The organism is Corallococcus sp. 4LFB (assembly GCF_046520365.1).
GTDB lineage: Bacteria > Myxococcota > Myxococcia > Myxococcales > Myxococcaceae > Corallococcus > Corallococcus caeni.
Genome location: NZ_JBKGHJ010000076.1, coordinates 1 through 22,565, shown reverse-complemented (window position 1 = coordinate 22,565; position 22,565 = coordinate 1). Strand labels below are relative to the sequence as shown.

21 protein-coding genes and 1 pseudogene are annotated in these 22,565 nt (G+C 72.0%); 15 read left to right on the top strand and 7 right to left on the bottom strand.

Annotated elements, in window-relative coordinates; all coding sequences use genetic code 11:
- From ACLEQD_RS11255 to ACLEQD_RS11240, 4 genes and pseudogenes are all read right to left on the bottom strand, one after another.
- The coding region (locus ACLEQD_RS11255) for a condensation domain-containing protein (protein ID WP_410383513.1) at positions 1 to 859 on the bottom strand (859 nt) is incomplete at its 3' end.
- A gap of 22 nt (positions 860 to 881) precedes the next feature.
- A pseudogene (locus ACLEQD_RS11250) lies at positions 882 to 1,394 on the bottom strand (condensation domain-containing protein); the annotation flags it as partial.
- Between the two features lie 185 nt (positions 1,395 to 1,579).
- The gene (locus ACLEQD_RS11245; protein ID WP_410383512.1) at positions 1,580 to 1,840 is read right to left on the bottom strand and encodes a phosphopantetheine-binding protein; all 261 of its coding nucleotides are present in this window, start codon (positions 1,838 to 1,840) and stop codon (positions 1,580 to 1,582) included.
- A 19-nt stretch (positions 1,841 to 1,859) separates the two neighbouring features.
- Positions 1,860 to 3,446: an AMP-binding protein gene (locus ACLEQD_RS11240; protein WP_410383511.1), complete on the bottom strand. Its 1,587-nt coding sequence runs from the start codon at positions 3,444 to 3,446 to the stop codon at positions 1,860 to 1,862.
- 280 nt (positions 3,447 to 3,726) lie between these two features.
- Between ACLEQD_RS11240 and ACLEQD_RS11235 the strand changes: the two genes are divergently transcribed.
- The 10 genes from ACLEQD_RS11235 (at position 3,727) to ACLEQD_RS11190 (ending at position 13,075) form a co-directional block, all read left to right on the top strand.
- The gene (locus ACLEQD_RS11235; protein WP_410383510.1) at positions 3,727 to 4,674 is read left to right on the top strand and encodes a thiamine pyrophosphate-dependent enzyme; all 948 of its coding nucleotides are present in this window, start codon (positions 3,727 to 3,729) and stop codon (positions 4,672 to 4,674) included.
- Positions 4,671 to 5,708: a transketolase family protein gene (locus ACLEQD_RS11230; RefSeq protein ID WP_410383509.1), complete on the top strand. Its 1,038-nt coding sequence runs from the start codon at positions 4,671 to 4,673 to the stop codon at positions 5,706 to 5,708. Before ACLEQD_RS11235 ends, ACLEQD_RS11230 begins: the two co-directional genes overlap by 4 nt.
- A 1-nt stretch (position 5,709) precedes the next feature.
- Entirely contained in the window at positions 5,710 to 5,907 is a 198-nt protein-coding gene (lysW, locus tag ACLEQD_RS11225) for a lysine biosynthesis protein LysW (protein WP_120526648.1), read from the top strand.
- Positions 5,908 to 5,916: 9 nt separating this feature from the next.
- The gene (locus ACLEQD_RS11220) at positions 5,917 to 6,771 is read left to right on the top strand and encodes a RimK family alpha-L-glutamate ligase (protein ID WP_410383508.1); all 855 of its coding nucleotides are present in this window, start codon (positions 5,917 to 5,919) and stop codon (positions 6,769 to 6,771) included.
- Positions 6,768 to 7,811, top strand: coding sequence for an N-acetyl-gamma-glutamyl-phosphate reductase (gene argC, locus ACLEQD_RS11215; protein WP_410383507.1), 1,044 nt, complete (start codon positions 6,768 to 6,770; stop codon positions 7,809 to 7,811). Before ACLEQD_RS11220 ends, argC begins: the two co-directional genes overlap by 4 nt.
- 29 nt (positions 7,812 to 7,840) lie before the next feature.
- A complete protein-coding gene (locus tag ACLEQD_RS11210; protein WP_410383506.1) occupies positions 7,841 to 8,710 on the top strand; it encodes a family 3 encapsulin nanocompartment shell protein in 870 nt (289 codons plus the stop codon).
- Positions 8,710 to 9,705 (top strand): sulfotransferase, encoded by a 996-nt coding sequence (locus ACLEQD_RS11205; protein WP_410383505.1) that lies wholly within the window; start codon positions 8,710 to 8,712, stop codon positions 9,703 to 9,705. The genes ACLEQD_RS11210 and ACLEQD_RS11205 overlap by 1 nt, the downstream gene beginning before the upstream one ends.
- Positions 9,706 to 10,369: 664 nt before the next feature.
- Complete coding sequence (locus ACLEQD_RS11200; RefSeq protein WP_410383504.1) at positions 10,370 to 11,146, top strand: SDR family NAD(P)-dependent oxidoreductase; 777 nt, start codon at positions 10,370 to 10,372, stop codon at positions 11,144 to 11,146.
- Complete coding sequence (locus ACLEQD_RS11195) at positions 11,143 to 12,012, top strand: [LysW]-aminoadipate kinase (RefSeq protein ID WP_410383503.1); 870 nt, start codon at positions 11,143 to 11,145, stop codon at positions 12,010 to 12,012. Before ACLEQD_RS11200 ends, ACLEQD_RS11195 begins: the two co-directional genes overlap by 4 nt.
- Complete coding sequence (locus tag ACLEQD_RS11190; RefSeq protein ID WP_410383502.1) at positions 11,999 to 13,075, top strand: M20/M25/M40 family metallo-hydrolase; 1,077 nt, start codon at positions 11,999 to 12,001, stop codon at positions 13,073 to 13,075. Before ACLEQD_RS11195 ends, ACLEQD_RS11190 begins: the two co-directional genes overlap by 14 nt.
- Before the next feature lie 4 nt (positions 13,076 to 13,079).
- On the opposite strand, the gene ACLEQD_RS11185 is transcribed toward ACLEQD_RS11190, so the two are convergent.
- On the bottom strand, positions 13,080 to 14,318 hold the full coding sequence (locus ACLEQD_RS11185) for an MFS transporter (protein WP_410383501.1): 1,239 nt from the start codon (positions 14,316 to 14,318) through the stop codon (positions 13,080 to 13,082).
- Between the two features lie 99 nt (positions 14,319 to 14,417).
- Between ACLEQD_RS11185 and ACLEQD_RS11180 the strand changes: the two genes are divergently transcribed.
- From ACLEQD_RS11180 to ACLEQD_RS11170, 3 genes are all read left to right on the top strand, one after another.
- On the top strand, positions 14,418 to 15,338 hold the full coding sequence (locus ACLEQD_RS11180) for an RluA family pseudouridine synthase (RefSeq protein ID WP_410383500.1): 921 nt from the start codon (positions 14,418 to 14,420) through the stop codon (positions 15,336 to 15,338).
- Positions 15,339 to 15,384: 46 nt separating this feature from the next.
- Positions 15,385 to 16,878 carry a putative metal-binding motif-containing protein gene (locus tag ACLEQD_RS11175; RefSeq protein ID WP_410383499.1) on the top strand — a complete coding sequence of 498 codons (1,494 nt, stop codon included), beginning with the start codon at positions 15,385 to 15,387 and terminating at the stop codon, positions 16,876 to 16,878.
- Between the two features lie 89 nt (positions 16,879 to 16,967).
- Positions 16,968 to 18,401, top strand: coding sequence for a hypothetical protein (locus tag ACLEQD_RS11170; protein WP_410383498.1), 1,434 nt, complete (start codon positions 16,968 to 16,970; stop codon positions 18,399 to 18,401).
- A gap of 66 nt (positions 18,402 to 18,467) precedes the next feature.
- On the opposite strand, the gene ACLEQD_RS11165 is transcribed toward ACLEQD_RS11170, so the two are convergent.
- A complete protein-coding gene (locus ACLEQD_RS11165) occupies positions 18,468 to 18,764 on the bottom strand; it encodes a hypothetical protein (protein WP_410383497.1) in 297 nt (98 codons plus the stop codon).
- Positions 18,765 to 18,935: 171 nt separating this feature from the next.
- Here ACLEQD_RS11165 and ACLEQD_RS11160 point away from each other — a divergent pair, with 171 nt between their 5' ends.
- Together ACLEQD_RS11160 and ACLEQD_RS11155 are read left to right on the top strand one after the other, a co-directional pair.
- The gene (locus tag ACLEQD_RS11160; protein ID WP_410383496.1) at positions 18,936 to 19,979 is read left to right on the top strand and encodes a hypothetical protein; all 1,044 of its coding nucleotides are present in this window, start codon (positions 18,936 to 18,938) and stop codon (positions 19,977 to 19,979) included.
- A gap of 10 nt (positions 19,980 to 19,989) precedes the next feature.
- A complete protein-coding gene (locus ACLEQD_RS11155) occupies positions 19,990 to 20,508 on the top strand; it encodes a GNAT family N-acetyltransferase (protein WP_410383495.1) in 519 nt (172 codons plus the stop codon).
- A gap of 8 nt (positions 20,509 to 20,516) precedes the next feature.
- On the opposite strand, the gene ACLEQD_RS11150 is transcribed toward ACLEQD_RS11155, so the two are convergent.
- Positions 20,517 to 22,565 (bottom strand): SUMF1/EgtB/PvdO family nonheme iron enzyme (locus tag ACLEQD_RS11150; RefSeq protein ID WP_410383494.1); only part of this gene is annotated, 2,049 nt, incomplete at its 5' end.

The window sequence follows — 22,565 nt, the reverse complement described above, 5'->3', positions numbered from 1 at the left end:
CGCCGGGCGTGCGCGCGGCCTGCTCCGCGAAGAGGGCGGGCAGGGACGCCTCGCGCGGGTAGGGGACGGCGGCTCCCGTGCCCAGCTCCAGCAGGCGCTGGCGCTCCGCCTCGCTGATCAACGGCAGCGTGGCCACGGGCCGCTCCGGCTCCGCGACCGCGGCCTCCAGCAGGCGCGTGTAGTGCTCCGCGAAGCGCGCCACCGTGGCCGCGTCGAAGAGGTCGGTGCTGTACTCCCAGAGCCCCACGAGCCCCTCCGGCGTCTCGCGCAGGAAGACGGTGAGGTCCATACGCGACACGCCCGGCTCGAAGTCCAGCTCGGACGTCTTCAAGCCCTCCAGCTCCAGCGCGGGCACGGCCGAGTGCTGGAGCGTGAAGAACACCTGGAACAGCGGCGGGCGGCTCAGGTCGCGCTCGGGCTGGAGCGCGTCCACCAGCTGCTCGAAGGGCACGTCCTGGTGCGCGTACGCGTCCAGGCACGTCTTGCGCACGCGGCGCAGCAGCTCCCCGAAGCCGAGCGAGCCTTCCCCCTGCACGCGCAGGGGCAGCGTGTTGATGAAGAATCCGATGAGGGGCTCCACCTCCTGGCGCGTGCGGCCGGAGATGGGCGACCCGATGACGAGGTCGTCCTGGCCGCTGAGCCGCGAGAGCAGCAGGTGCATGCCGCCCAGCAGCGCCATGAACAGCGTCACGCCTTGCTTGCGGCACAGCGCCTCCAGCGCCTTCCCCAGCTCCGGCGGAAGCGCGTGGCGGTGCACCGCGCCGCGCGTGGACTGCGCGGCGGGCCGCGGCCGGTCCGTGGGCAGCTCCAGCGCGGGGGCGCCCCGACAGCTGGCCCCGCCACCACTCCAGCTGCGCATCCAGGTGCTCGCCCTGGAGCCACTCGCGCTGCCACACCGCGAAGTCCGCGTACTGCACGGGCAGCGCGGGGAGCGCGGGCGTCGTGCCGGCGCGGAAGGCCGCGTAGAGCGCTTGCAGCTCCCGCTCCATCACCGTGAGCGACCAGCCGTCGCAGCTGATGTGGTGCAGCATCAGGAGCAGCACGTGCTCCGCCTCCGCCAGCCGCAGGAGCCGCGTGCGCACCAGCGGCCCCGCGCCCAGGTCGAAGGGCACGCGCGCCTCCGCCTCCGCGGCCTGCCGCAGGGCCTGCTCCCGCTCGGCCGGGGGCAGCGCCTCCAGCGATTCCACGTCCAGCGGCAGGGACAGCGACGGCGCGATGCGCTGCACCGGCTGGCCGTCCACGACGGCGAAGGTGGTGCGCAGCGCTTCGTGCCGCTCCACCAGCACGGCCAGGGCGCGCTCCAGCGCGGGGACGTCCAGCGCGCCGGTGAGCCGCGCGAAGTACGGGACGTTGTAGGAGATGCCTCCGGGCGTGAGCTGCTCGATGAACCACATGCGCTGCTGCCCGAAGGAGAGGGGCAGCCGCGCGTCGCGGGAGACGGGCACCACGGGGGGCGCTCGACGACGGGACCTCGCCGGGGACTTCGGCGCGGGGGCGGAAGGGGGGCCGGGGTGCTCGGTCGTCATGTCGCGCTCGGGGGGAAGGCGGGGATGGGGCCGCCCTCATGGGGCGGCGCGGCTCAAGCGGTCTGCTCCTGGAGCAGCTCGTCGCACAGCGTGGCCACGGCCCGGAGCGTGTCGAACAGCTCCACCATGGACACCTCCACGCCCAGCTCGCTCTCGATGCGATTGGACAGGACCGTGGCCATCAGGGAGTTGCCGCCAATCTCCAGGAAGTGGTCCTCCGGGCGCACGACCTCCACGCCCAGCAGCTCCTTCCACCACGCCGCGAGCTTCGCTTCCGTGTCGCGGGTGGAGGTCTCTTCAGGGCTCTGATTCAAGGCCGTTGCTCCCGTCCGCTCACGCGGGCTTCATCCGCTCGCGCAGCAGGTACTTGCGCACCTTGCCGGTGGCCGTCTTGGGCATTTCGTCGATGAGGTCCAGGCGGTCCGGCCAGTACTGGTTGGACATGCCCTGCTGCTTGAGGTGTTCGCGCAGCTCGTTGAGCGTCGGCGGGGCTTCTCCCTCGCGCACGACGACGACGGCGCACACCCGCTCGCCGCCAATCTTGTCGTCCGAGTGCGCGACGACGGCGACCTCCTTCACCTTCGGGTGCGAGTACAGCGCGGACTCCACCTCCACCACGGGGATCTTGTACCCGTACCGGAAGATGACGTCCTTCAGCCGCCCCACGATGCGGATGCCGCCGCGCCCGTCGTCGCGCGCCAGGTCGCCCGTGTCGAACCAGCCCTCCGCGTCCACCGCCGCGGCGTACACGTCGTCGCGCTTGAAGTAGGTGAGGCACTGGCTGGCGCCCCGCACCAGCAGCCGCCCCGTCCCGTCCGGATACGGCGTGCCGTCCTCCGCGAGCGCGGGGACGATCTTCGTCTCCATCCACGCCACTGCCCGCCCGTCGCTCTGGCTGGGCCAGTCCGGCGGGTCCTCATGGCGCGTGATGGTGACCGCGCCGTTCTCCGTCATGCCCCACAGCGTGTGCAGCCGCACGCCGAACACCTCGCGCACCGCCGCGATGAGGTGCGGCGGCACCGGGATGGAGCCCGTGGCCAGCTGCCGGAGCGAGGACGTGTTCCGCTGGCGCTTCTTCTGCAACGCGATGAGGTTCATCAGGTACGTGGGGATGCCGTAGGTGAACGTGACGCCGTGCTCCTCGAAGAGCCTGAGCGTCAGCTCGGGGTCGCCCACGTCCATGTAGAGGGCCGTGGCGCCCAGCAGCATGGGCATGAGGTACGAGTACGTGAACCCCGTGGAGGCCGTCAGCAGCGACGGCAGCGCCACCACGTCCGTGCCGTCGATGCCCAGCGTGTCGCAGAGCGCGCGCGTGATGCCGTAGTTCGTGTTGTGCGAATGCACCACGCCCTTGGGCTCGCCCGTGGTGCCGGACGTGTAGAGGATGTTGCACACGTCGTCCGCGGCCGCCGGGGCCACGCCCTCCAGCGACGCCTCCTGCTCCCACTCCCGCTCGACGAAGTGGCGCTCGAAGTCCCGCTCGCCTGCCTGGAGGTCGGCGTTGCTACCGAGCAGCACCCGGTGGCGCAGGGACGGCAGCGCCGCCGCGATGTCACGCGCCATGTCCCGGTGCGAGTGCCCCGTCCACGACGTGGGCCCCACGTACACGGCCGCCTCCGTGCGCCCCAGGATGAACTCCACCTCGCGCCGCCGGTAGTCCGGCGGGATGGGCGCGATGACCGCCCCCAGCCGCGCGCACGCCAGCGCCAGCGCCGTGAAGTGCCACCCGTTGGGCAGCTGCACCGCGACGATGTCCTCGCGCCCCACGCCCAGCTCGCGCAGGCCCAGCGCGAAACGATCCATGTATCGCGCCAGCTCCGCGTACGTCAGCCGCGTGATGTCTTTGGAAAAATACCGTGCGGCGATGATCGCGGTCTTCTCCGGGTGCGCCTGGACGCAGCGGCGCAGATCGTCAACCACCGTGGTGTCACGCCACCAACCCTTTCGGCGGTATTCCGAACCCTTCTCCAACGCCGCTGAGTTATGGAAGCGCTGCCCCATTTGAAGGTCCTCTCAGGTTGCCGCGAAGTCGGGGAATGCCTGCCGTACCGCGCGTGTAACACCGCGAGATTACCGGGCAAGACGGTTTTTTCTCGTGCGTCTATAGCTTAAGAAAATCCGCGTTGACGGCGCATGATGCGATTTCCTAGGGTGTCTCACAACAGCCGGATTTCGAGGCTGTAACAGCGACGCTACGGGCATGACTTTCTCGGCGAATCCAACGACCCCCGGGCTGTCGCATGACGCGCGGACCCCAGATGAACCCACGGCCTCCGGCGGCCCGGCGACGCCTGCCCGCCCCGGTGACGGGCCCTCGGGCGCCGCGTCGGACGCGGGGCTGGCGCTCCTGCCCCGGCGGGCGAAGCGCATCCGTCAGACCATCGTGCGGCTGGCGGCGACGCCGGCGGGCTGTCACCTGGGCGGCTCGCTGTCGATGGTGGAGATACTGGTGGCGCTGCTGGGCCGGGTGATGCGCGTGGATCCGCGCGCGCCCAGGGCCCCGGAGCGCGACCACCTCATCCTGTCCAAGGGGCACGCGGCGGCGGGGCTCTACGCGGCGCTGGCGGAGTTCGGCTTCGTGGACGTGGAGACGCTGGTGCGCGAGTACAACGCGGACGGCAGCATCTTCACCGGCCACGTCAACGCGGCGGTGCCGGGCGTGGAGTTCGCCACCGGCAGCCTGGGCCACGGCCTGGGGCTGGGCGTGGGGCTGACGCTGGCCCACGCGCTGCGCGGGGCGCCCAACCGCACCTTCGTCGTCTGCGGCGACGGGGAGATGGGCGAGGGCTCCAACTGGGAAGCGCTCCAGGTGGCGTCGCACCGCAAGCTCACGGGCCTGACGCTGATCATCGACCGCAACGGCGGGCAGAACGACGGGCCCACCGAGTCCATCCTGTCGCAGGAGGCGCTGGTGCAGCGGCTGGACGCGTTCGGCTTCCAGTCGCTGGAGGTGGACGGCCACGACCTGCCCGCCCTGTGCGCCGCGCTGGAGGCGCCCGTCGTGGGCGGCCGTCCGCGCGCCGTCGTCGCCCGGACGCGCAAGGGCGCGGGCGTGCCGATGCTCAAGGGCAAGGGGCCGCACTACGCGGTGTTCTCCCCGGACCACCTGCGCCGGGCGCTCGCGTCGATGGGGGAGGACGGCCAGTGAGCGCGTCGCTTGCCCCGGCGGTGGACCTGGCCCAGGCGCCGGAGGCGTGGCTCGCCGCGCGGCCGGAGCTGTCCAGCCGGCTGGTGTTCCGGCACGCGGCGGCGCGCTTCGCGGAGGAGGACGCGCGCGTCGTCTTCCTGGAGGCGGACCTGGGCGGCGGAGGGGACCCGTTCGAGGCGCGCCACCCGCAGCGCTACTTCAACCTGGGCATCTGCGAGGCCACCATGCTGGACATGGCGTGTGGCCTGGCGCACGGCGGGCACACCGTCATCGCGCACAGCTTCGCGGCGTTCGGCGTGATGCGCGCGTGCGAGCAGGTGCGGCTGAACCTGGCCTACGCGCGCGCCAACGTGAAGCTGGTGTGCGACTACGGCGGCGTGGCGGGCGCCTTCTTCGGCCCCACGCACCACGCCATCGAAGACCTGGCCGTGCTGCGCGCGATGCCCAACCTCATGGTGGTGTCGCCCGCGGACGGCCTGGAGACGGTGCAGGCCACGCGCGCGATGCTCGCGCACGAGGGGCCGGTGTACCTGCGGCTGGGCCGCAACCGCGTCACCCGCCTGGACCTCCAGCGTCCGCCGTTCGAGCTGGGCCGGGCCGCGCTGCTGCGCGAGGGCGAAGACGTGGGGCTGCTCGCGCACGGCGAGGTGGGCGTGTCCGTGGCGCTGGACGCCGCGAAGCTGCTGGAGGCGCAGGGCGTCTCCGCGCGCGTGCTCAACGTGCACACGCTCAAGCCGCTGGATGAAGAAGCGGTGCGCGAGACGGCGTCGCGCACGCGGCTGCTCGTGACCGTGGAGGAGCACAACGTGCTCGGCGGGCTGGGCAGCGCGGTGTGTGAGACGGTGTGCTCGCTGGACCTGCGGCGGCGTGTGCTGCGCGTGGGCATCCAGGACCGGTACGACTCGCGCGCCGGTTCGCACGAGGCCTTGCTCAAGGGCCATGGGCTGGAGGGCGGGCAGGTGGCCGAGCGCATCCTGGGAGTGCTCCCAAGAACCCCGGTGTTTGCCGTGGGATTCGAACCGAGGAGGGACTGACATGCAGGTCCAGAATCCGATGACGGAGTCCGTGACGCCGAACCAGTGCCCTCTGTGCGCGCAGCCGGTGCCCGGCGGCAACCGGCTGGTGGGCGAGGTGCTCTCCTGTGACGGCTGTTCCGCCGAGCTGGAGGTGGTGGGCGTGAACCCCCTCCGGCTCGAGGAAGCGCCCGAGGTCGAGGAAGACTGGGGGGAGTAGCCCCGCGCCATGCGCAAGGTCGACCTCGTCTATACGCGCGTGCGCACCGAGGAGAAGCTCCTCCTCGAGGCGCTGCGCAGGCGCGACTGCGCCGTCAACCTGGTGCAGGACTCCGGGATGGTGCTGTCGATGGACCGGCAGCGCGTCACGGAGGCCGACACCGTGCTGATGCGCAGCATGTCCTTCACGCGTGCGCGCTACCTGGCCACGTTCCTGGAGCTGAAGGGGCTGCGCGTGCTCAACAGCGCGCGGACCATCTCCCTGTGCGGGGACAAGGCGCTCACCAGCGCGGCGCTGGCCGCCAGGGGCGTGCCCATGCCGTGGGCGTTCGTGGCCTTCGACGAGGACGCGTGCCTGGAGGCGATTGATGCGAAGGGCTACCCGGTGGTGACCAAGCCCGTGCTCGGGAGCTGGGGCCGGATGGTGGCCCGGCTGGACTCGCGCACCGCGGCCGAGGGCGTGCTGTCCACGCGCTTCGGCACCGGCGGCGCGCAGGACCACGTGGCGCTGGTGCAGGAGTACGTGGACAAGCCGGGCTACGACCTGCGCGTCTACGTCATCGGCCGCGCGGTGGGCGGCTTGCGGCGGCGCTCCGAGCACTGGATCACCAACACCGCGCGCGGCGCCGTGCCGGAGCGCTACGAGGTGCCGGCGGCGCACGCGAGGCTGGCGGAGGCCGCGGCGGACGCGGTGGGCGGGGACATGGTGGCGGTGGACCTGCTGGAGACGCGCGGCGGCGACCTCTACGTCAACGAAATCAACCACTGCGTGGAGTTCGCGCGCAGCATCGACGAGACGGGGGTCCCCCTGCCGGACCTCATCGCGGAGTACGTCGTCTCCGGTGCTGGCGGAGCCCCGCGATGAGCGTGCGCGTGGCGGTGCTGGGCGCCGCGGGCTACACCGGCGGCGAGGTCCTGCGCCTGCTCTTGGGGCACCCGGCCGTGGAGGTGGTGCAGGCCACCTCCGGCCAGTTCGCCGGCAAGCGCCTGGACTTCCCGCACCCGCACCTGCGCGGGGCGGGGACGCTGCGCTACACGCCGCACGACGCGCTGGCGTCCTGCGACGTGCTGGTGAGCTGCCTGCCGCAGGGGGAGCTGCTCCTGCGCTGGCAGAAGGTGAGCCGGCTGGCGGAGCGGGTGGTGGACCTGAGCGCGGACTTCCGCCTGGACGCCGCGGGGCACGCGCGCTGGTACGGCAAGCACCCGCGCCCGGACGACGTGCCCGCGTTCGTCTATGGCCTGCCGGAGTGGATGGGCGAGGCGCTGACGAACGCGCGCCACGTCGCCATCCCCGGCTGCATGGCGCACGCGGGGCTGCTGGCGCTGCTGCCGCTCTTGCACGCGGGGCTCGCGCGCCCGGACGTGCTGGTGGTGGACGCGAAGACAGGGTCGTCCGGAGGGGGCTCCACGCCGGACCGCTCCTCGCACCACCCGGAGCGCGCGAACGCGCTGCGCTGCTACAAGCCGGTGGGCCACCGGCACACGGGGGAGCTGGAGGGCGTGGTGGAGCACGTCACCGGCCAGAAGCCCACCATCCACTTCAGCGCCACGGCGGTGCCGGGCGTGCGCGGCATCCTGGCGACGGTGCACGCCTTCGCGGCGCGGCCGGTGGAGGAGGCGGAGGTGGTGCGCGCCATCGCCACGCGCTACCGCGAGAAGCCCTTCGTGCGGCTGTTGCGCCCCAGCGCGTCCCTGTCGCCGTTCCCGGAGCCGGGGCCGCTGCTGGGTACGAACCACTGCGACCTGGCGGTGGACGTGGACGCGGAGCGGGGCCGCATCGTGGTGAACGCCGCCATCGACAACCTGGTGAAGGGCGCCGCCGGCACGGCGGTGCATGCGCTGAACCTGATGCTGGGCCGTCCGGAGACCGAAGGCCTGGGCTTCCGGGGCCTGCATCCGCTCTAGACAGCATTGACTCCAAGGAGCCTCACGCCATGAGCATCCTGAGCACGAAATCGAAGGCGGACGTGTCGCTGTCTCCCGGCGCGGCGTTCGCGGCCGCGGTCCAGCAGCACGGCACGCAGGCGCACGTGGACTACGACACGTCCATCGTGGACGCGTTCCCCGGCTTCAAGCGCCGTCCGCGCATCGCGGTGCGCGGCATGTTCAAGACGGCCAGGGCGGAGCGCGACCCGGTGCCCTTCTGGTACGAAACGCACCCGCAGGCGAAGCCCACCGGGCCGGTGCAGGACGTGGAGCTGCGGCCGGAGGCGGGCTTCGAGTTCCACCAGGACACGCAGGCGCTCAAGCCCACGCGCGCGTGGATCCAGGTGCCGCGCAACCTGCTGGAGGATTCGCAGTCGCTGGCGCAGTTCATCGACTTCCGGCTGCTGGTGCGCCTGAACACGGCGGAGAACCAGGCGCTGTGCATCGGCAAGGGCGGGGACGGCGTGCGGGGCCTGCTGCACACGCCGGGCATCGTGCGGCTGCCGGCGAAGAAGAACGCGGTGGCCTCGCTGCTCAACGCCTGCGCGCAGGTGGAGCAGATGGGCGGGTCCGCGGACGGCATCGTCATCAACTCGCTGGACTTCTACGAGCACCTGGTGGGCCAGCAGTCGCTCCTGTCGGACCTGGCCGCCATGGGCATCCGCCTGTGCCGCACGCGCATGGTGAACCCGGGCACCATCATCGTGGGGGACTTCACCGCCGCGGCGACGCTGTATGACAGCCAGCGGTCGGTCATCCGGTTCGCGGAGCCGCCGCCGGGCATCTTCCCGCGCGAGGGGCTGGCGGCCTACGGCGAGGTCTACACGACGCTCGCGGTGCACCTGCCCACCCACTTCTTCGTGGCGTCGCTGACCTGATGGCCACCGCGAGCGCGAAGGGCGATGGCGCGCGGCTCACGGTCCTCTACATCACCGGCTGGTGCCGCAGCGGCAGCACCATCCTGGGCAACGTGCTCAACGAGGTGCCGGGCTTCTTCCACGTGGGGGAGCTGAGCTTCCTGTGGAAGAACGCGTACGGGAACGGCTCCAACACGCTGTGCGGCTGCGGCCAGCAGCTGGTGGACTGCGGCATCTGGAACACGGTGCTGACCTCCGACCTGCCGGCGGGCCTGACGCCCCAGGCGCACGCGGAAGCGGTGGTGAAGCGGCAGCAGGCCGCCGTGCGCACCCGGCACACGCTGCGCGTGCTGGACGAGGCGGGGGATTCGCAGGCGCTGCAGGCGCACGCGGACTTCCTCGCGCGCACGTACCGCACCATCGCTCGGGCCACGGGGAGCACGGTGCTGGTGGACAGCGGGAAGTTCCCCTCCGAGGCGGCGCTGCTGCCGCGCGTGGAGGGCATCCGGCCGCTGTACCTGCACCTGGTGCGGGACCCGCGCGCGGTGACGCACTCGTGGACGAAGACGAAGCAGTACGTCGTCCCCATGTCCGCGGCGCGCAGCACGGCGTACTGGCTGGGCTTCAACGCCGCGTCGGAGGAGGTGACGCGCAGGTTCCCCGGCCAGTCGCTCTTCCTGCGCTACGAGGACTTCATCGCCGCGCCGGACCGCGCCGTGGACACGGTGCTGGACCTGGTGGGCGTGCCGCGCGCGCAGAACCCGGTGAAGGGCCGCACGGTGGTGCTGGGCAAGAACCACACCGTCACCGGCAACCCGGACCGCTTCCGCAGCGGCCCCACGCTCCTGCGCGGTGAGGACGACGCGTGGAGGGGCGAACTGGCCTCCGGAGCGAAGGCGCTCACCGTGGCGCTCGCGTGGCCGCTGATGGCGAAGTACGGGTACTTCAGTGGTGCAAGGCGCGCGCCTGTCGGAGGGGCCGCGCCGGACGCGGCGGGCGTGGAGACCCGGCACTGAGCCTTCGGCCATGAAGCCTGTTCCCATGGATGAGAAGGCGAGAAACCGTTGGGGCCTGCCCGGCGGCGGCGAACCGCACGAACTGGTCCGACAGTCGGACCAGTTGGGACAACCGCGCCTGGGGATGGCTGCCCCATCCAAGCCTCGGAAACCTGTCCGACAGTCGGACCGGTTGGAGAGCCGCGCTTCGGGCGCCGCCGCTCCGCTTGAGCCTCGAAAACCTGTCGGACAGTCGGACCGATTGGGGAGCCGCAGCCGGGGGCGCTGCTCTGTCAGGGAGCGAAAACCTGTCGGACCATCGGACAGGTTTGGAGGGCCTCGCTGGAAGGCCCGCTCCATCCGGGCGGCGGAAACCTGTCGGACAGTCGGACAGGTTTTGAAGGACCGGGGCGGGAGGCTGTCGGCCCGGCCGAGCAGCGGAAACCTGTCGGACCGTCGGACAGGTTTGGGTGCACTGCGGCGGGCGACTGCCGTTTCATCCAGGTGGCGGATGTCGGTGGGACGGGTTGGGAGCGCACCGGGCGGGGTCCGGCGCGTGGGGATGGTCAGCGGAGCAGAGGTCATGCGGGGGCGGCTGGAGCGCCGCGACCCGTGAATACGCGGTTCGGTGACGGATGGTGGCTTCACTCGGGCGCGGTTGGCGCCAACTTCTGGAGGGATGCGGATGGAACTGGGACTCGCCAACAAGGTCGCGCTCGTCGCTGGAGGCTCCAGCGGACTGGGGCTCGCCGTCGCGGAGGAGCTGGCGAAGGAAGGCGCGCATGTCGCCATCGGCGCCCGGGACTCGGACCGGCTGGCCCAGGCCGAAGCGCGGCTCAAGGCCGTGGCGCGCGGTGGCCGCGTGCTGGCGACGCGCGTGGACGTGAAGGATGACGCGGACGTGCGCCGCTGGGTGGACGACGTGGTGGCGAAGCTGGGTGCGCTGCACGTCGTCGTCACCAACAGCGGTGGCCCGCCTCCGGGCCCGGCCTCCACCTTCGGCGTGGACGCGTACCGGAGCGCGGCGGACGCGGTGCTCCTGCCGCCCATCTCCCTGGCGCTCGCGGCGCTGCCCCACCTCAAGAAGGCCGGCTGGGGACGCGTGCTGTTCATCACCTCGGAGACGGTGGTCCGGCCGGTGGCCCGCTTCGCGTTGTCCGGCTTCGCCCGCCTGGGCATCGTCGGCTTCTCCGCCGCGCTGGTCCAGGAGCTGGGTGACAGCGGCATCACCGTCAACGTGCTGGCGCCGGGCTACATGCGCACGCCGCCCGTGGAGCGCACCGCCGGCAACGCGGGCGACGTGGAGGCGGGGCTTCGCGCCATGGGCGCCCACATCCCGCTCAAGCGCGTGGGCCTCCCGGAGGAGTTCGCCGCCGCGGCGGTGTTCCTCGCCAGTGAACGCGCGTCCTTCATCACCGGCACCGTGCAGCTCGTGGACGGCGGCGCGAGCGTCATCGGATGAGCGCGAACCCCGCCGCCTCCGCCCACCGCCCCGTCGTCGTGAAGATTGGCGGCGCGGCGGGCGTGGACCTGGAGAACGTCTGCGCGGACGTGGTGGAGCTCGTCCGCCAGGGCGAGCGCGTCGTCGTCGTCAACGGCGGCTCGGAGGCCGGTGAGCGGCTCCTGGGCGCGCTGGGCATGGAGCGCCCGGAGGCGACCACCGCGAACGGCAACGTCGTGCGCCTCACCTACGCGCCCACGCTGCGCGCGCTCACCATGGCGTGGGTGGGGGAGGTGAACAAGGCCGTGGTGCTGGCGCTGCTCGCGAAGGGCGTCACCGCGCTGGGGCTGTGCGGCGCGGACGGCCGCGTGCTCACCGCGCGCAGGCGCCCGCCGCTCAAGCTGCAAGGCGCCGACGGGCGGATGCGCATCGACCGCGAGCACCTGGCCGGTGAGGTTTCGGTGGTGAACGCGGCGCTCCTGGGGACGCTCCTGGACGGGGGCTACGTGCCCGTCGTGTGTCCTCCGGCGGTGACGGAGGACGGCGTGCTCGTGAACGTGGACGCGGACCACGTGGCGTCGTCCATCGCGGCGGCGCTGGGCGCCAGAGCCCTGATCATCCTCTCCAACGTGCCGGGGCTGCTCGCGGATCCGAAGGACCCCGCGACGCTGGTGCGCGCGAGCGACGACGTGGAGGGCTGCATGCCGCTCGCGGGCGGACGCATGCGTTACAAGCTGGAGGCCGTGCGCCGGGCGCTGGAGGGCGGAGTCCCTGCCGCGTACGTGAGCGCGTCGCGCGTGGCGCGGCCGGTGTTCTCCGCGCTGGAGGAGGCGGGCGGCACGAAGTTCACCCTTCGGGACAAAGGCGGGGCGGATGCGGGCGCGTGAGCCGGGCGTCGACTTGTTGCGGTGGATGGTGGAGCAGTACAGCCCCAGCCACCAGGAAGCCTCCTTCGCCGCGGCGCTGGTGGAGCGGCTGGGCGCTCGCGGCTGGCGGGCGCACACCGACGCCGTGGGCAACGCCGTCGCCCGCTACGGGGACGGGGACACCGTCATCGCGTTCCTGGGCCACATCGACACCGTGCCCGGGGAGGTGCCCGTGCGGCTGGAGGGCCAGAAGCTCTACGGCCGGGGCGCGGTGGACGCCAAGGGCCCCCTGTGCGCGTTCATCGAAGCCGTGGAGTTGCTGGACGACGCGGAGCGCGCCGGCAAGCAGTTCCTCTTGCTGGGCTGCGTGGAGGAGGAGGTCGCCATCACGCGCGGCGCCCTGCACGTGCGCGAGCAGTACGCCCCGGACTTCGTCATCAACGGCGAGCCCAGCGGCGCGCACGCGGTGACCATCGGCTACAAGGGGCTGTTGCGCCTGGACCTGGAGCACCGCGCCAGCCGCCGCCACACCGCGAGCCGCGACTACCGCGCCGCCGCCGAGCACGTCATCGACGCGTGGAACGCGCTCAAGCGGCTGTGTGACGACTGGAACCGCGAGCGGCCGTCCCTCTTCGAGCAGAACCTGCCCTCCCTCAACGCCTTCCACACCGGCGCCACGCAGACGGAGGAGTGGGCCACGGCCGCGGTGAGCATCCGCACCGGCCCGTCCACGGACACCGGGGCCCTGCTCGCGGCGCTGGCCACCGTGCCCACCGTGACGGTGCGCACCGTGGCGCGCAAGGACGCCGTGTCCACGAACGGCAACGACGCGCTCTCCCGCGTCTTCAAGCAGGCCCTCCGCGAGCGCGGCGTGAAGCCCACGCTGCGCCTGAAGACGGGCACGTCCGACTGGAACACCGTGGCCTCCGCGTGGCGCGTGCCCACGGTGGCCTACGGCCCCGGCGACGCGGCGCTGGACCACACGCCGAACGAGCACATCGACCTGCCGGAGTACGAGGAGGGCGTCGCCATCCTCGGGCGCGTGCTGGCGCTGCTGCCGGTGAAGGCGCCCGCGGGGAGCTGAGCGCTCAGGTGCCCAGCGCGGCCAGGCCCCGGGAGCGCAGGGTCCGCATCCCCACCACGATGCCGAAGAAGAGCAGGGCGCAGCCCGCGGTGATGGGCCGCACGCCCACCCGGTCCGCCAGCGCGCCCTGGCCCCAGACGCCCAGGATGTAGCCCGCGTTCACCAGCAGCAGGAACAGGCTGCTCACGCGCGCCTGGAGCTCCGGCGGCGTGCGCGCCTGGCACACCGTCTTCAGGCCGGTGAAGGCGACGAGGTACACCGCGCCCAGGATGAACAGCGTCACCAGGGCGACCGGCAGCGTGGGGGACAGCCAGTAGGCGGCGGAGCACAGCCCCACGAGCAGCAGCGCGGTCTCCAGGAAGGCCCGCCGCCCCATCCGCGCGGCGATGGCACCGGAGCCGAACGCCGCGATGACCGCGCCCGTCCCCTGCGCGGTGAGCAGCATGGACGTGGTGGTCGCGTCCCCGCCCAGCACCTTCAGGGCGAACACCGGCACCAGCCCCACGAAGGGGGAGATGAGCAGGCCCACCAGCGCCCCGGAGCCCAGCGCGAGCGCGATGCCCGGATCCGTCCACGCCAGGCGCACGCCCCGCAGGATGCCGGCCCACAGCGCCTCCACCTTCGGGGGCACGGCGTTCGCCGCCGCGCCGCGCATGCCCGCGAGCGCCAGCAGCACGGCGAGGAAGGACAGGGTGTTGACGAAGAGCGCCCCGGCGATGCCCACCTTCGTCAGCACGAGCGCCGCCAGCACGGGCCCGATGATGCGGCCCAGGTTGAACTGCGCCGAGTCCAGGCTGAGCGCGTTGTGCAGGTCCTCCTTGGGCACGATGGCCACGGTGAGCGCCGTGGCGCAGGGGATGACCAGCGTGCTGAAGGCGCCGTTGAGCAGCGAGATGGCCGCCACCCACGGCACCGACAGGTTCCCCGTGCCGGCCAGCACCGTGAGCAACGCGGCCAGGAGCGCCTGCACGCACACGCACACGGCCATGAAGGTGCGCCGGTCGAAGCGGTCCGCGAGCGCGCCACCCAGGGGCGCGAGCACCAGCGAGGGCAGGTGCGTCAGCGCCGCGACCCCGCCCGTCCAGGCGGCCTGCCCCGTCACCTGCGTGACGTAGACCCCCAGCGCGACGGACTCCATCCACGTGCCGATGTTGGACACGAGCGTGCCCAGCCAGAGCAGGGTGAAGTCGCGGTGGGACAGGGCCCGAGCAGAGCCCGAACGGGAAAACAGGGAGGTGGCCACGGAGGGCCCCTTTCTACTGCGCACCCCTGACGTGTGCTCGGTGGGCGCACGCCTACACGGTGGTTGACTCCCTGCCTGCCTTGAGAGACGGGGAAGGGCATGACGCGGCACAAGGTTCTCGTGGTTCCCCGGGAGATTGCCGGCGAGCGGCTCGACCGGTTCCTCACGAAGCACGTCCCGGGCCTCACGCCGGAGCGGGCCCGGGCGCTGCTGGACGCGGGGCGCGTGCGCATCCGGGGCAAGAAGGCGCAGGCGACGCGCAAGCTGTGGGGCGGCGAGGAACTCACGCTGGAGACGCCCGGGCCCCGGCCGTCGCCGCATGCCTCCGTGGAAGGCCCGGAGCTGCCGGTGCTGTACGACGACGCGGCGCTCGTCATCGTGGCCAAGCCGCCGGGGCTGGTGGTGGAGCCGGAGGGGCGGGCGGCGTCGGTGGTGGGGCTGCTCGCGGCGCGGTGCCCGCCGTTCGACGTGGAGGGCGTGGCGCAGCCGGGCGTGGTGCACCGGCTGGACCGCGAGACGAGCGGCTGTCTGGCATTGGCCCGGACGGATGACGCGGTGGCGGCGCTCTTGAAAGCGTTCCAGGAGAAGCGCGTGGACAAGCGCTACCAGACGCTGGTGCTGGGCCGGCCGCCGGACACAGGGAGGCTGGAGGGGCCTTACGCGAGGGACCCGAAGGATCCGCGCCGCTTCACCACCCGCGTGCCCTCCGCCCGGCGCGCGGCGCTGACGTTCACGGTGCGCGAGCGCTTCCGGGAGGGGGCGCTGCTGGACATCGACCTGGACACGGGGCGCACGCACCAGATTCGCGTGCAGCTGTCGGAGGCGGGGTTCCCGGTGCTGGGGGACTCGCTCTACGGCACGGAGGAGGCGCGCAAGCACCCGGCGGCGCTCGCGGTGGGGCGTCAGGCTTTGCACGCGTGGCGGCTGGAGGCGCCGTCCTCCGCGACGGGCCACGTCGTTCAAGTGGAGTCGCCGCTGCCCGAGGACTTCCTGCGCGGGCTGGCGGTGCTGCGCGGGTAGGACATTGCCAGCGTGATAGGGTTTGGGCATTGGGAAGCGGGGGAACATGCAATCGCGGATGAAGTCGTTGGTGCTGGCCCTGTGGCTTGTGGGCTGTGGTTCCTCCTCCATGCCGCCGACGCCCGTGCCGGACGCCGGCACGCAGGTGGATGCGGGGACCCGGAGCGACGCGGGCGTCACGGATGACGCGGGAACGCCTGACAGCGGCGTAGCGGAGGCCCTGCCCTGCGAGAAGACCCAGGGCGTTTGCGCGGGAGCCAGGCGGGCCATGGTGGACGGCGCCTATGAGCCCGTGTGCACCGCGCGCTCGTACGGCGCGGACTACGAGGCCACGGAGACGCTTTGCGATGGCCTGGACAACGACTGTGACGGGGTGACGGATCCAGCGACGTGGACGGACATCACTCCGACGAAGTTCGTGCCCGACGATGACTCAGTGGACAGCCTGCCCGTGGCCGGGGGCTTCTTGATGACCTACGTCGACAGCTCGGAGGGCATCAAAGTCCTCCAGCTCGACGAGTCCCTGAGCCTGCGAAGCTCATCGCTCATTCCGCTGGATGCAGCTTCATCGCCCTTCTCGCAGGCCCAGTTGCTGCGCACCTCGCGCGGATTGGCGCTCTACTTCACGGCGCATCATTTCCAGTCGGGCGCCTTTGCTCAGGGGCACTTCGTGCAACTGGATGAGCAGGGCGTTCCGCTCGGCCCTCCCGAAGGCGTCGTTCTGTTCGAGCAGGCCCGGAATTGGGGGGGCTGGGGGGGCTCGGCGCGCGTGGCTGTATCCGTGGATGGGGCGCGGATTGCCGTGGTCTGGACCGTGGACCTCCTCGATGACCGTGAGGTGCGGGGCATGATCGTCGACGCGAACGGAGCGGTCCTGGCCGAGCCCCGGGTGTTGTTCCAATCGGACGCCTTCCATTTCTCCTCACCCGAGGTGCTGGGCCTCAAGGATGGGGGCTTCCTGGTCACGATTCACGAGGATGGTGGGGTGCGCGAAAAGTCGTGGTTCCGGATGCGGCGTTGGGACCGCGAGCTGGGCCCCGTGGGAGAAGAGCGAAGCTTCCCCGTGGCGTACATGGCCATTCCCGAGCTGCTGATGGCGCCAGGGGACGATGGCGGCGGATGGGAGCCGGTGTTGCTCTACCGCGAAGCGGATGGCCCCACGCCCCGGATCCATCAGCTGCGCTCACTCTTCGCACCGGAGATGTCGGAGACGCTGACGCCCACGACGTGGAGTCAGTCCTCCGCGCTTGGCGCCACGGTGACCTCCCGGGGGCTCCAACTGGCCTGGCTCTCCACGGCCTTCCCGGAGAACCCCCCGGCGGCGCCCCTCAGTCCCTGGATGGGACGGCTCTGGGGCTTGGGCCCGTCTGGCGTCATGACGGATTGGACTCCGGGCTCCATGCCCCTGTCCATCTCTCTTCAGGGCGCCGCAGTGCGGCTGCATGAGCTGCCGGGCCAGTGGATGGGAGCGCTCCTGAGGACCGCCACGGAGGACCCTCCGTCCTACACCTTCCACTCACTTCGTTACTGCGCCCCTTGAGACCCAAGACCATGCAATCACCGATGAAGTCGTGGGGATGGTTGGCATTGGCATTGGCTCTGGTGCTCGCGGGCTGTGGTTCCTCCTCCATGCCTCCGACGCCCGTGCCGGATGCCGGCACGCAGGGGGATGCGGGGACCCGGAGCGACGCGGGCGTCACGGATGACGCGGGAACGCCTGACAGCGGCGTAGCGGAGGCCCTGCCCTGCGAGAAGACCCAGGGCGTTTGCGCGGGAGCCAGGCGGGCCATGGTGGACGGCGCCTATGAGCCCGTGTGCACCGCGCGCTCGTACGGCGCGGACTACGAGGCCACGGAGACGCTTTGCGACGGCCTGGACAATGACTGCGATGGGGTGACGGATCCGGCGACGTGGGCCGACGTCGCCCCGATGCAGTGGGCTCCGTATTCGAGCATGGTGGACAGTGTCCCGGTGGACGGAGGCTTCCTGGTGGTCGTCTCCGACCGTCCCGGGCAGCTCCAGCTCCTGCGGCTGGACACGGCCTTGTCCCTTGTCGGCACGACGGTCATTCCGGTCGCGACGGGCGTCGATCCCGCCACGGCGGCACAGCTGGTGCGCACCTCGCGTGGGCTCGCGCTCTTCTACTCGATACAGGGGTCGACCTCCGACTCCACCCAGGGACGGCTGCTTCCCGTCGATGAACAGGGAGCCCCGCTCACCGAGCCGCCGGGAGTCCTCATCTTCGAGCAGCCCGCGAAATACGCACCGGCCCGCATGGCCTTCTCCCCGGATGGCGGTCATGGCCTGGTGACCTGGGTCTCCTCCGCGCCCGCCACCGGTGACGCCCGTGAGCTGCTGGGCATGATGGTGGACGCGGACGGCCAGGTCCTCTCCGAGCCCCGGGTCCTGTTCCTGGCGGAGCAGGAGCGCGGTTCGCTCTTCGGCCCGAAGGTCCTGGGCCTTGGGGATGGAAGCTTCGTCGTGCTGGCCGTGGAAGGCGCGGGCGTGGCCGACGAAGAGCGCATCCGGCTGAGACGCTATGACTCCAGTCTCTCCCTGCTCGGGGAGGAGCGCACCCTCACCACGGGGTATGCGTCCACTCCCAGGCTGCTGTTGTCGCCCCCCACGCCGGAAAGCCCCTCGGGCGAGCCGATGCTGCTCCTTCGCGCCACCGGAGTCGCCAACCCACTGCTTCAGCAGATGCGAGCCCTGTTCAGCGATGGCGCCCTGGAAACGCTGACGCCCACGACACCCAGTGAGTCCGCATGGCTGGGGGCCACGGTGACGTCACGCGGGCTTCAGGTGGCCTGGATGTCCATGCGTTACACACCGGTCCCGGGCCAGGACACGTTCTTCAATTACGAGGGACGGCTCTGGGGCAGGAGCCCGTCAGGCGTCGTGACGGATTGGACCCCCGGAGCTCTTGCCATGCCCCTGCATCGCCATGCCGAGTGGGTGTTGATGCATGAGCTGCCGGGCTCCTGGATGGGCGCCCTCCTGATGAACGCCACCGACAATCCCCGGTCCTACACGCTGCGGTCGCTGCGCTACTGCGCGCCCTGAGCACGGCGGTTCACGGCGGCCCATTCACCCGCCGGCTCTGGGGCATGGAAGCGCGCTGAAGGACCGCTACTCGCGGCGCAGCCCGGAGTCGTCTTCGTCCTCGGACCGGGGTTCGGCGGGCTCCAGCCGGGCCTGCCGCTCACTGGCCTCCCGGGCCGCGTCGGCGTCACCCGCGTGCACGCGGGCCGCGGCCTGGTCGTCCTGGTCTCCGGTCCACGTGGTGTGGCCTCCCGCGAAACCCTCCAGGGGACGGGCGCCGCGCTTCGACTCCACCTCCAGGTCCTGCTGCTCCAGCTTGCGCAGCCGCTCGCGCTCCTGCTCTCGCTCGTGCTCGTGCTGCTTCTCGAGAATCCTGTCCGCCATGTCCCATCACCTCCTGCCCTCAAGGTGGGGGCGGCCGTCCTGGGATGGCAGGGGGGAGCGGGCAGTCCCTGCATGGCCGCAAGGCAGGCGTGCGGTCGGCGGGAGGGGCGTCACCCGGAGTACGCTCCAGGAGCCCCTTCACGTCGGGCGCAACAACGAGGAGCGCGGCGCATGCACCCGGGTGTCTCCATCATCGCGGATGACACCCGGAGCTGGGGACTGGAGACCCCTGGCCCCGGGCTGCTGCTGCATGTGCCCGCGACGGGCCGCTGGGCACAACGGCCCGCGCTGCACCTGGAGGCCCTCGCGGACTACCGCCTCCGCCTGCGCGGCGGGGGACTGACGCTGCTGTGGACCCGCATCGACGCGTACTGGGACCGCGCCCTCTTCCTCCGGGGCACGCGGCCCCCTCCCGAGCTCCTGCCCCGGCTGTCCGCGCCCGAGGTCCGGACCGTGGAGGCCGCCTCCGGCTCCGAGGCCTGGTGGGAGCAGTGGAGCTGGCGGCTGGCGCGGGCGCTCGTGGAGGCTCCGCTGCCGGTGCTCCACGCCGGGCACTGGTGTCTGCGCCCCGTGCGCGCCATTGCCGCGGAGCAGGCGGAGCGGCACGCCGTCAGTCCCATGGAGTGGGGCTTCGGCCAGCCTCCCATGCCACCGCACTCGCTGGCCGCCGTGGTGCGGTACCTCTGCGTGTGGAGGGAGGACTGGTGGGAGAACGCACCCGGACAACGGCCGGGCGCCGTGCTCGGGCTGCGCGGGCCCTCACCCCCCGAGGCCGGGCGCGTGAAGAGCTGGCGCAAGCACGCGAGGGACGGGACGTTGCCGCCCGTGCTGCTGATGTACGTGGACATCCTGGCGAAGTGGCTGGTGCTGGATGGGCACGACCGGCTTCACGCGGCGCTGCTCGAAGGCGTGGAGCCTCCGCTGCTGGGCTTGTGGCCGTTCATCGACCCGCCGCGTCCCGCGAGCTCCGTCCGCGAGGACGGCGCCCTGTTCAGCGCGGACTTCCAGTTGCGCGCCGGCGCGACGCCGGAGACCGTCGACCGCGTCAACCGCATGCTGGTGCTCAACTTCACTCCCGGCCCGAAGGGGACCGTGTCTCGCGCCTGGCCGCTTCCGGGAGGCCGGGAGACGTGGCGCGAGGAGCTCACCGCCCGGCGCCGATGGGCCGGCGGGCTCCCCGGCCTGGACGACCTGGAGTGGGCGTGGCTCACGTAGACTGCCCGGCATGAAGCAGGACTTCGAACGCAAGACCACTGAACGGCTGCTGCTGCGCGCCGTCCGGGAAATCGACCTGGAGGCGGTCTTCGCCCTCCACTCGGATCCGGCGACGAACCAGTTCAGCCGCCGCGGCTACATGCAGACGCGGGAGGACGCGCGCCGCATCCTGGGCGTCTGGCTGGAGGACTGGGCGCGCGACGGCGTGGGCTACTGGCTGGTGGAGCGGCTGGACGCGCCCGGCGTCGTCGTGGGCCTGGGGGGCCTGCGCCACAAGGAGCTGGAGGGCCAGCGCGTGCTGAACCTCGCCTACCGCTTCACGCCCGAGACCTGGGGCTCCGGCTACGCGACGGAGGTGTCCCGCGTCGCGCTGGCGCTCGCGGCCCGGCACCTGCCGCACGTGCCCCTGGTGGCCATCATCCACCCGAACAACGTCGCGTCCATCCGCGTGGCGGAGCGGCTGGGGATGCGCCTGGGCCGCCACGTCACCGAGGACGGCATCCAGAACCGCGTGTACGTGATTGGCTGAGAGCCCGCTCAACGCGGGTCGAACGAGGCACAGACGCGCACGCCGCTGCGCACGTCCCGCGCGGTCGCGTCGCCGGGGGACAGGTCGGCGCTCGCCGCGACGAACGAGTCGTAATACCAGGAGCCTCCCCGCAGCACGACGCTGCCGAACTCCGGCGTCACGGAGCGCGTGAGCTCGTAGGCGTTGCCCGCCATGTCGTGCAGGCCGAAGGGGCTCACCGACGCGGGATGCGTCCCCACCGCGTCCGGGCCAAAGGCCAACGGCCGCCGGTCATACGTCGCGTCGATGTTGGCGTCGTCCGGCTGGAGCTGGTCGCCGTGGGGATAGCGCCGTCCGTCCGCGCCCCGGGCCGCGTACTCCCATTCGTGCTGGCCGCACAGGCGCGCGCCGGGCAGCCGCTTCGTCCGGTGCAGCCAGTAGAAGTAGCCCTCCAGGTCCTGCGCGGACACGCCGGACAGCGGGAGCTGCTTCCAGTCCACGCTCGCGTGCCGGGTGCGCTCCGCGTAGAGCAGGGGTTCGCCTTCCTTCGCGGTGCGGAACTCCTCGCGCGTGCGGTGGAAGGTGAAGACCCAGCCCGTGCCCTGCCGCCACCGCAGCGTGATGGTGCCTCCGTCGCCGAAGTGCGGCTGCTCCAGGAACCTCCGCGCGGGCGCGTCCGGGGGCAGGTCCTCCAGGTAGGTCAGCCAGTCGCCGAACGTCACCTCGTCGCGGCCCACCAGGTAGCCGCCGGTGAGGCAGTAGCGATGCATCGGCGGGCTGAAGGTGAAGCGGCGCACCACCTCCGGCTCTGCGCTGCCCAGGAGGAAGCACCCCGGCGGGATGTAGACGTACCCTTCGGGCACCTGGGTGGGGAGCGTCAGGCGCAGCGCTTCCCGGGCGCCGTGCGTGAGGAACACCGGGACGTCCACGGGCACGCGCCCTGGCTGCGTGACGTGGACCAGGTAGGAGCCTTCCGGCAGGACGAAGCGCGACGAGGTGCCGGTGTCCGGCAGGGCCTCGCGGCGGAACGGCCCCTCGCTCCGGATGACGCGCGAGAGGGACACGCGGGCGCCGGACGGCAGGTTCTCGAACGTCAGCTCCGCGGGTTCTTGGAACCGCCGCAGCCAGGCCGCGCCCTCCTTGGTGGCGTCCACCTCCTGCTCCAGGCGTTGCAGCCAGGCGTCGCGCTCGTGGCGCTGGTGGAAGGCCTCCGCCAGCAGCACCCGCTCGGACAGGACCGCCGCGATGAGCCGGCGCGTGTCGGCGTGGTGGCGGTCCCGGTCCAGGCCGCGCTCCAGGCTCCGGCTGGCGCGGGTGAAGGCCGCTTCCGCCTGGTCGCGCAGCGCGAGCGTCTCCGTCCACCGCTTCTCCGCGGCGCTGCGAAGCCCCGTGGCGTCCGTCGCGGTCTCCGGGCCCAGCGAGGAGGGCGCCCGGCCGTCGAACATCGCCAGCGCCTCCTCGCGGCTCGCGAGCGCCCGGGCGGCGAAGGTGCGGCCCGAGGCCAGCGCCTCCTTCGCGGTGCCCAGCTCCGCGGCGATGAAGCGCGAGTCCTCCAGGTACGCCTGGAGCTTGAGGCCGCCGTAGGACGCGAGGACGGCGAGCGCCAGCACGAGCGCGGTGAGCCCCCGTCCCCAGCGCGCGCGCCGCACGGCCCGGTGGGACGCGCGCAGGAAGGCCTGCTCCCGGGAGCCCAGGGTGGCGGGCTCCAGGAGCCGCACCTCGTCCAGCTGGCGCTGACCCCACAGGGCCTCGCTGGCGCGGCGCAGGCGGTCCCACTCCGCGCTGGCCGCCTCCACGCGCTTGCGCAGCACCCGGTGCCCGATGTCGTCGTCCAGCCAGTCGCGCAGCGTGCCCCAGCTGCGGATGAGCGACTCGTGGGCGATCTCCCAGCGCGGCAGGCCGTTCACGGTGCGCGTGTGCAGCAGCCGCCCTTCCACGAGCACGCGCAGCGCCGCGCGGGACGTGTCATCCGACGCATCGGCGAGGTCCTCCGCGCCACGCTCGATGCGCGTGCCCTCCGCCGTCACCAGCTGGAGCAGCAGCCGCCGCGCCGCCGCGTGCTCCGCCGGACTCATGCG

Excerpts from the sequence above, each read along its gene's own strand:
- ACLEQD_RS11180 (WP_410383500.1), top strand. The coding sequence starts at position 14,418 with ATGACGCGGCACAAGGTTCTCGTGGTTCCCCGGGAGATTGCCGGCGAG.
- ACLEQD_RS11155 (WP_410383495.1), top strand. The coding sequence starts at position 19,990 with ATGAAGCAGGACTTCGAACGCAAGACCACTGAACGGCTGCTGCTGCGC.
- ACLEQD_RS11175 (WP_410383499.1), top strand. The coding sequence starts at position 15,385 with ATGCAATCGCGGATGAAGTCGTTGGTGCTGGCCCTGTGGCTTGTGGGC.
- ACLEQD_RS11200 (WP_410383504.1), top strand. The coding sequence starts at position 10,370 with ATGGAACTGGGACTCGCCAACAAGGTCGCGCTCGTCGCTGGAGGCTCC.
- ACLEQD_RS11190 (WP_410383502.1), top strand. The coding sequence starts at position 11,999 with ATGCGGGCGCGTGAGCCGGGCGTCGACTTGTTGCGGTGGATGGTGGAG.
- lysW (WP_120526648.1), top strand. The coding sequence starts at position 5,710 with ATGCAGGTCCAGAATCCGATGACGGAGTCCGTGACGCCGAACCAGTGC.
- ACLEQD_RS11220 (WP_410383508.1), top strand. The coding sequence starts at position 5,917 with ATGCGCAAGGTCGACCTCGTCTATACGCGCGTGCGCACCGAGGAGAAG.
- ACLEQD_RS11160 (WP_410383496.1), top strand. The coding sequence starts at position 18,936 with ATGCACCCGGGTGTCTCCATCATCGCGGATGACACCCGGAGCTGGGGA.
- ACLEQD_RS11205 (WP_410383505.1), top strand. The coding sequence starts at position 8,710 with ATGGCCACCGCGAGCGCGAAGGGCGATGGCGCGCGGCTCACGGTCCTC.
- ACLEQD_RS11235 (WP_410383510.1), top strand. The coding sequence starts at position 3,727 with ATGACTTTCTCGGCGAATCCAACGACCCCCGGGCTGTCGCATGACGCG.
- ACLEQD_RS11210 (WP_410383506.1), top strand. The coding sequence starts at position 7,841 with ATGAGCATCCTGAGCACGAAATCGAAGGCGGACGTGTCGCTGTCTCCC.
- ACLEQD_RS11195 (WP_410383503.1), top strand. The coding sequence starts at position 11,143 with ATGAGCGCGAACCCCGCCGCCTCCGCCCACCGCCCCGTCGTCGTGAAG.
- ACLEQD_RS11170 (WP_410383498.1), top strand. The coding sequence starts at position 16,968 with ATGCCTCCGACGCCCGTGCCGGATGCCGGCACGCAGGGGGATGCGGGG.
- argC (WP_410383507.1), top strand. The coding sequence starts at position 6,768 with ATGAGCGTGCGCGTGGCGGTGCTGGGCGCCGCGGGCTACACCGGCGGC.
- ACLEQD_RS11165 (WP_410383497.1), bottom strand. The coding sequence starts at position 18,764 with ATGGCGGACAGGATTCTCGAGAAGCAGCACGAGCACGAGCGAGAGCAG.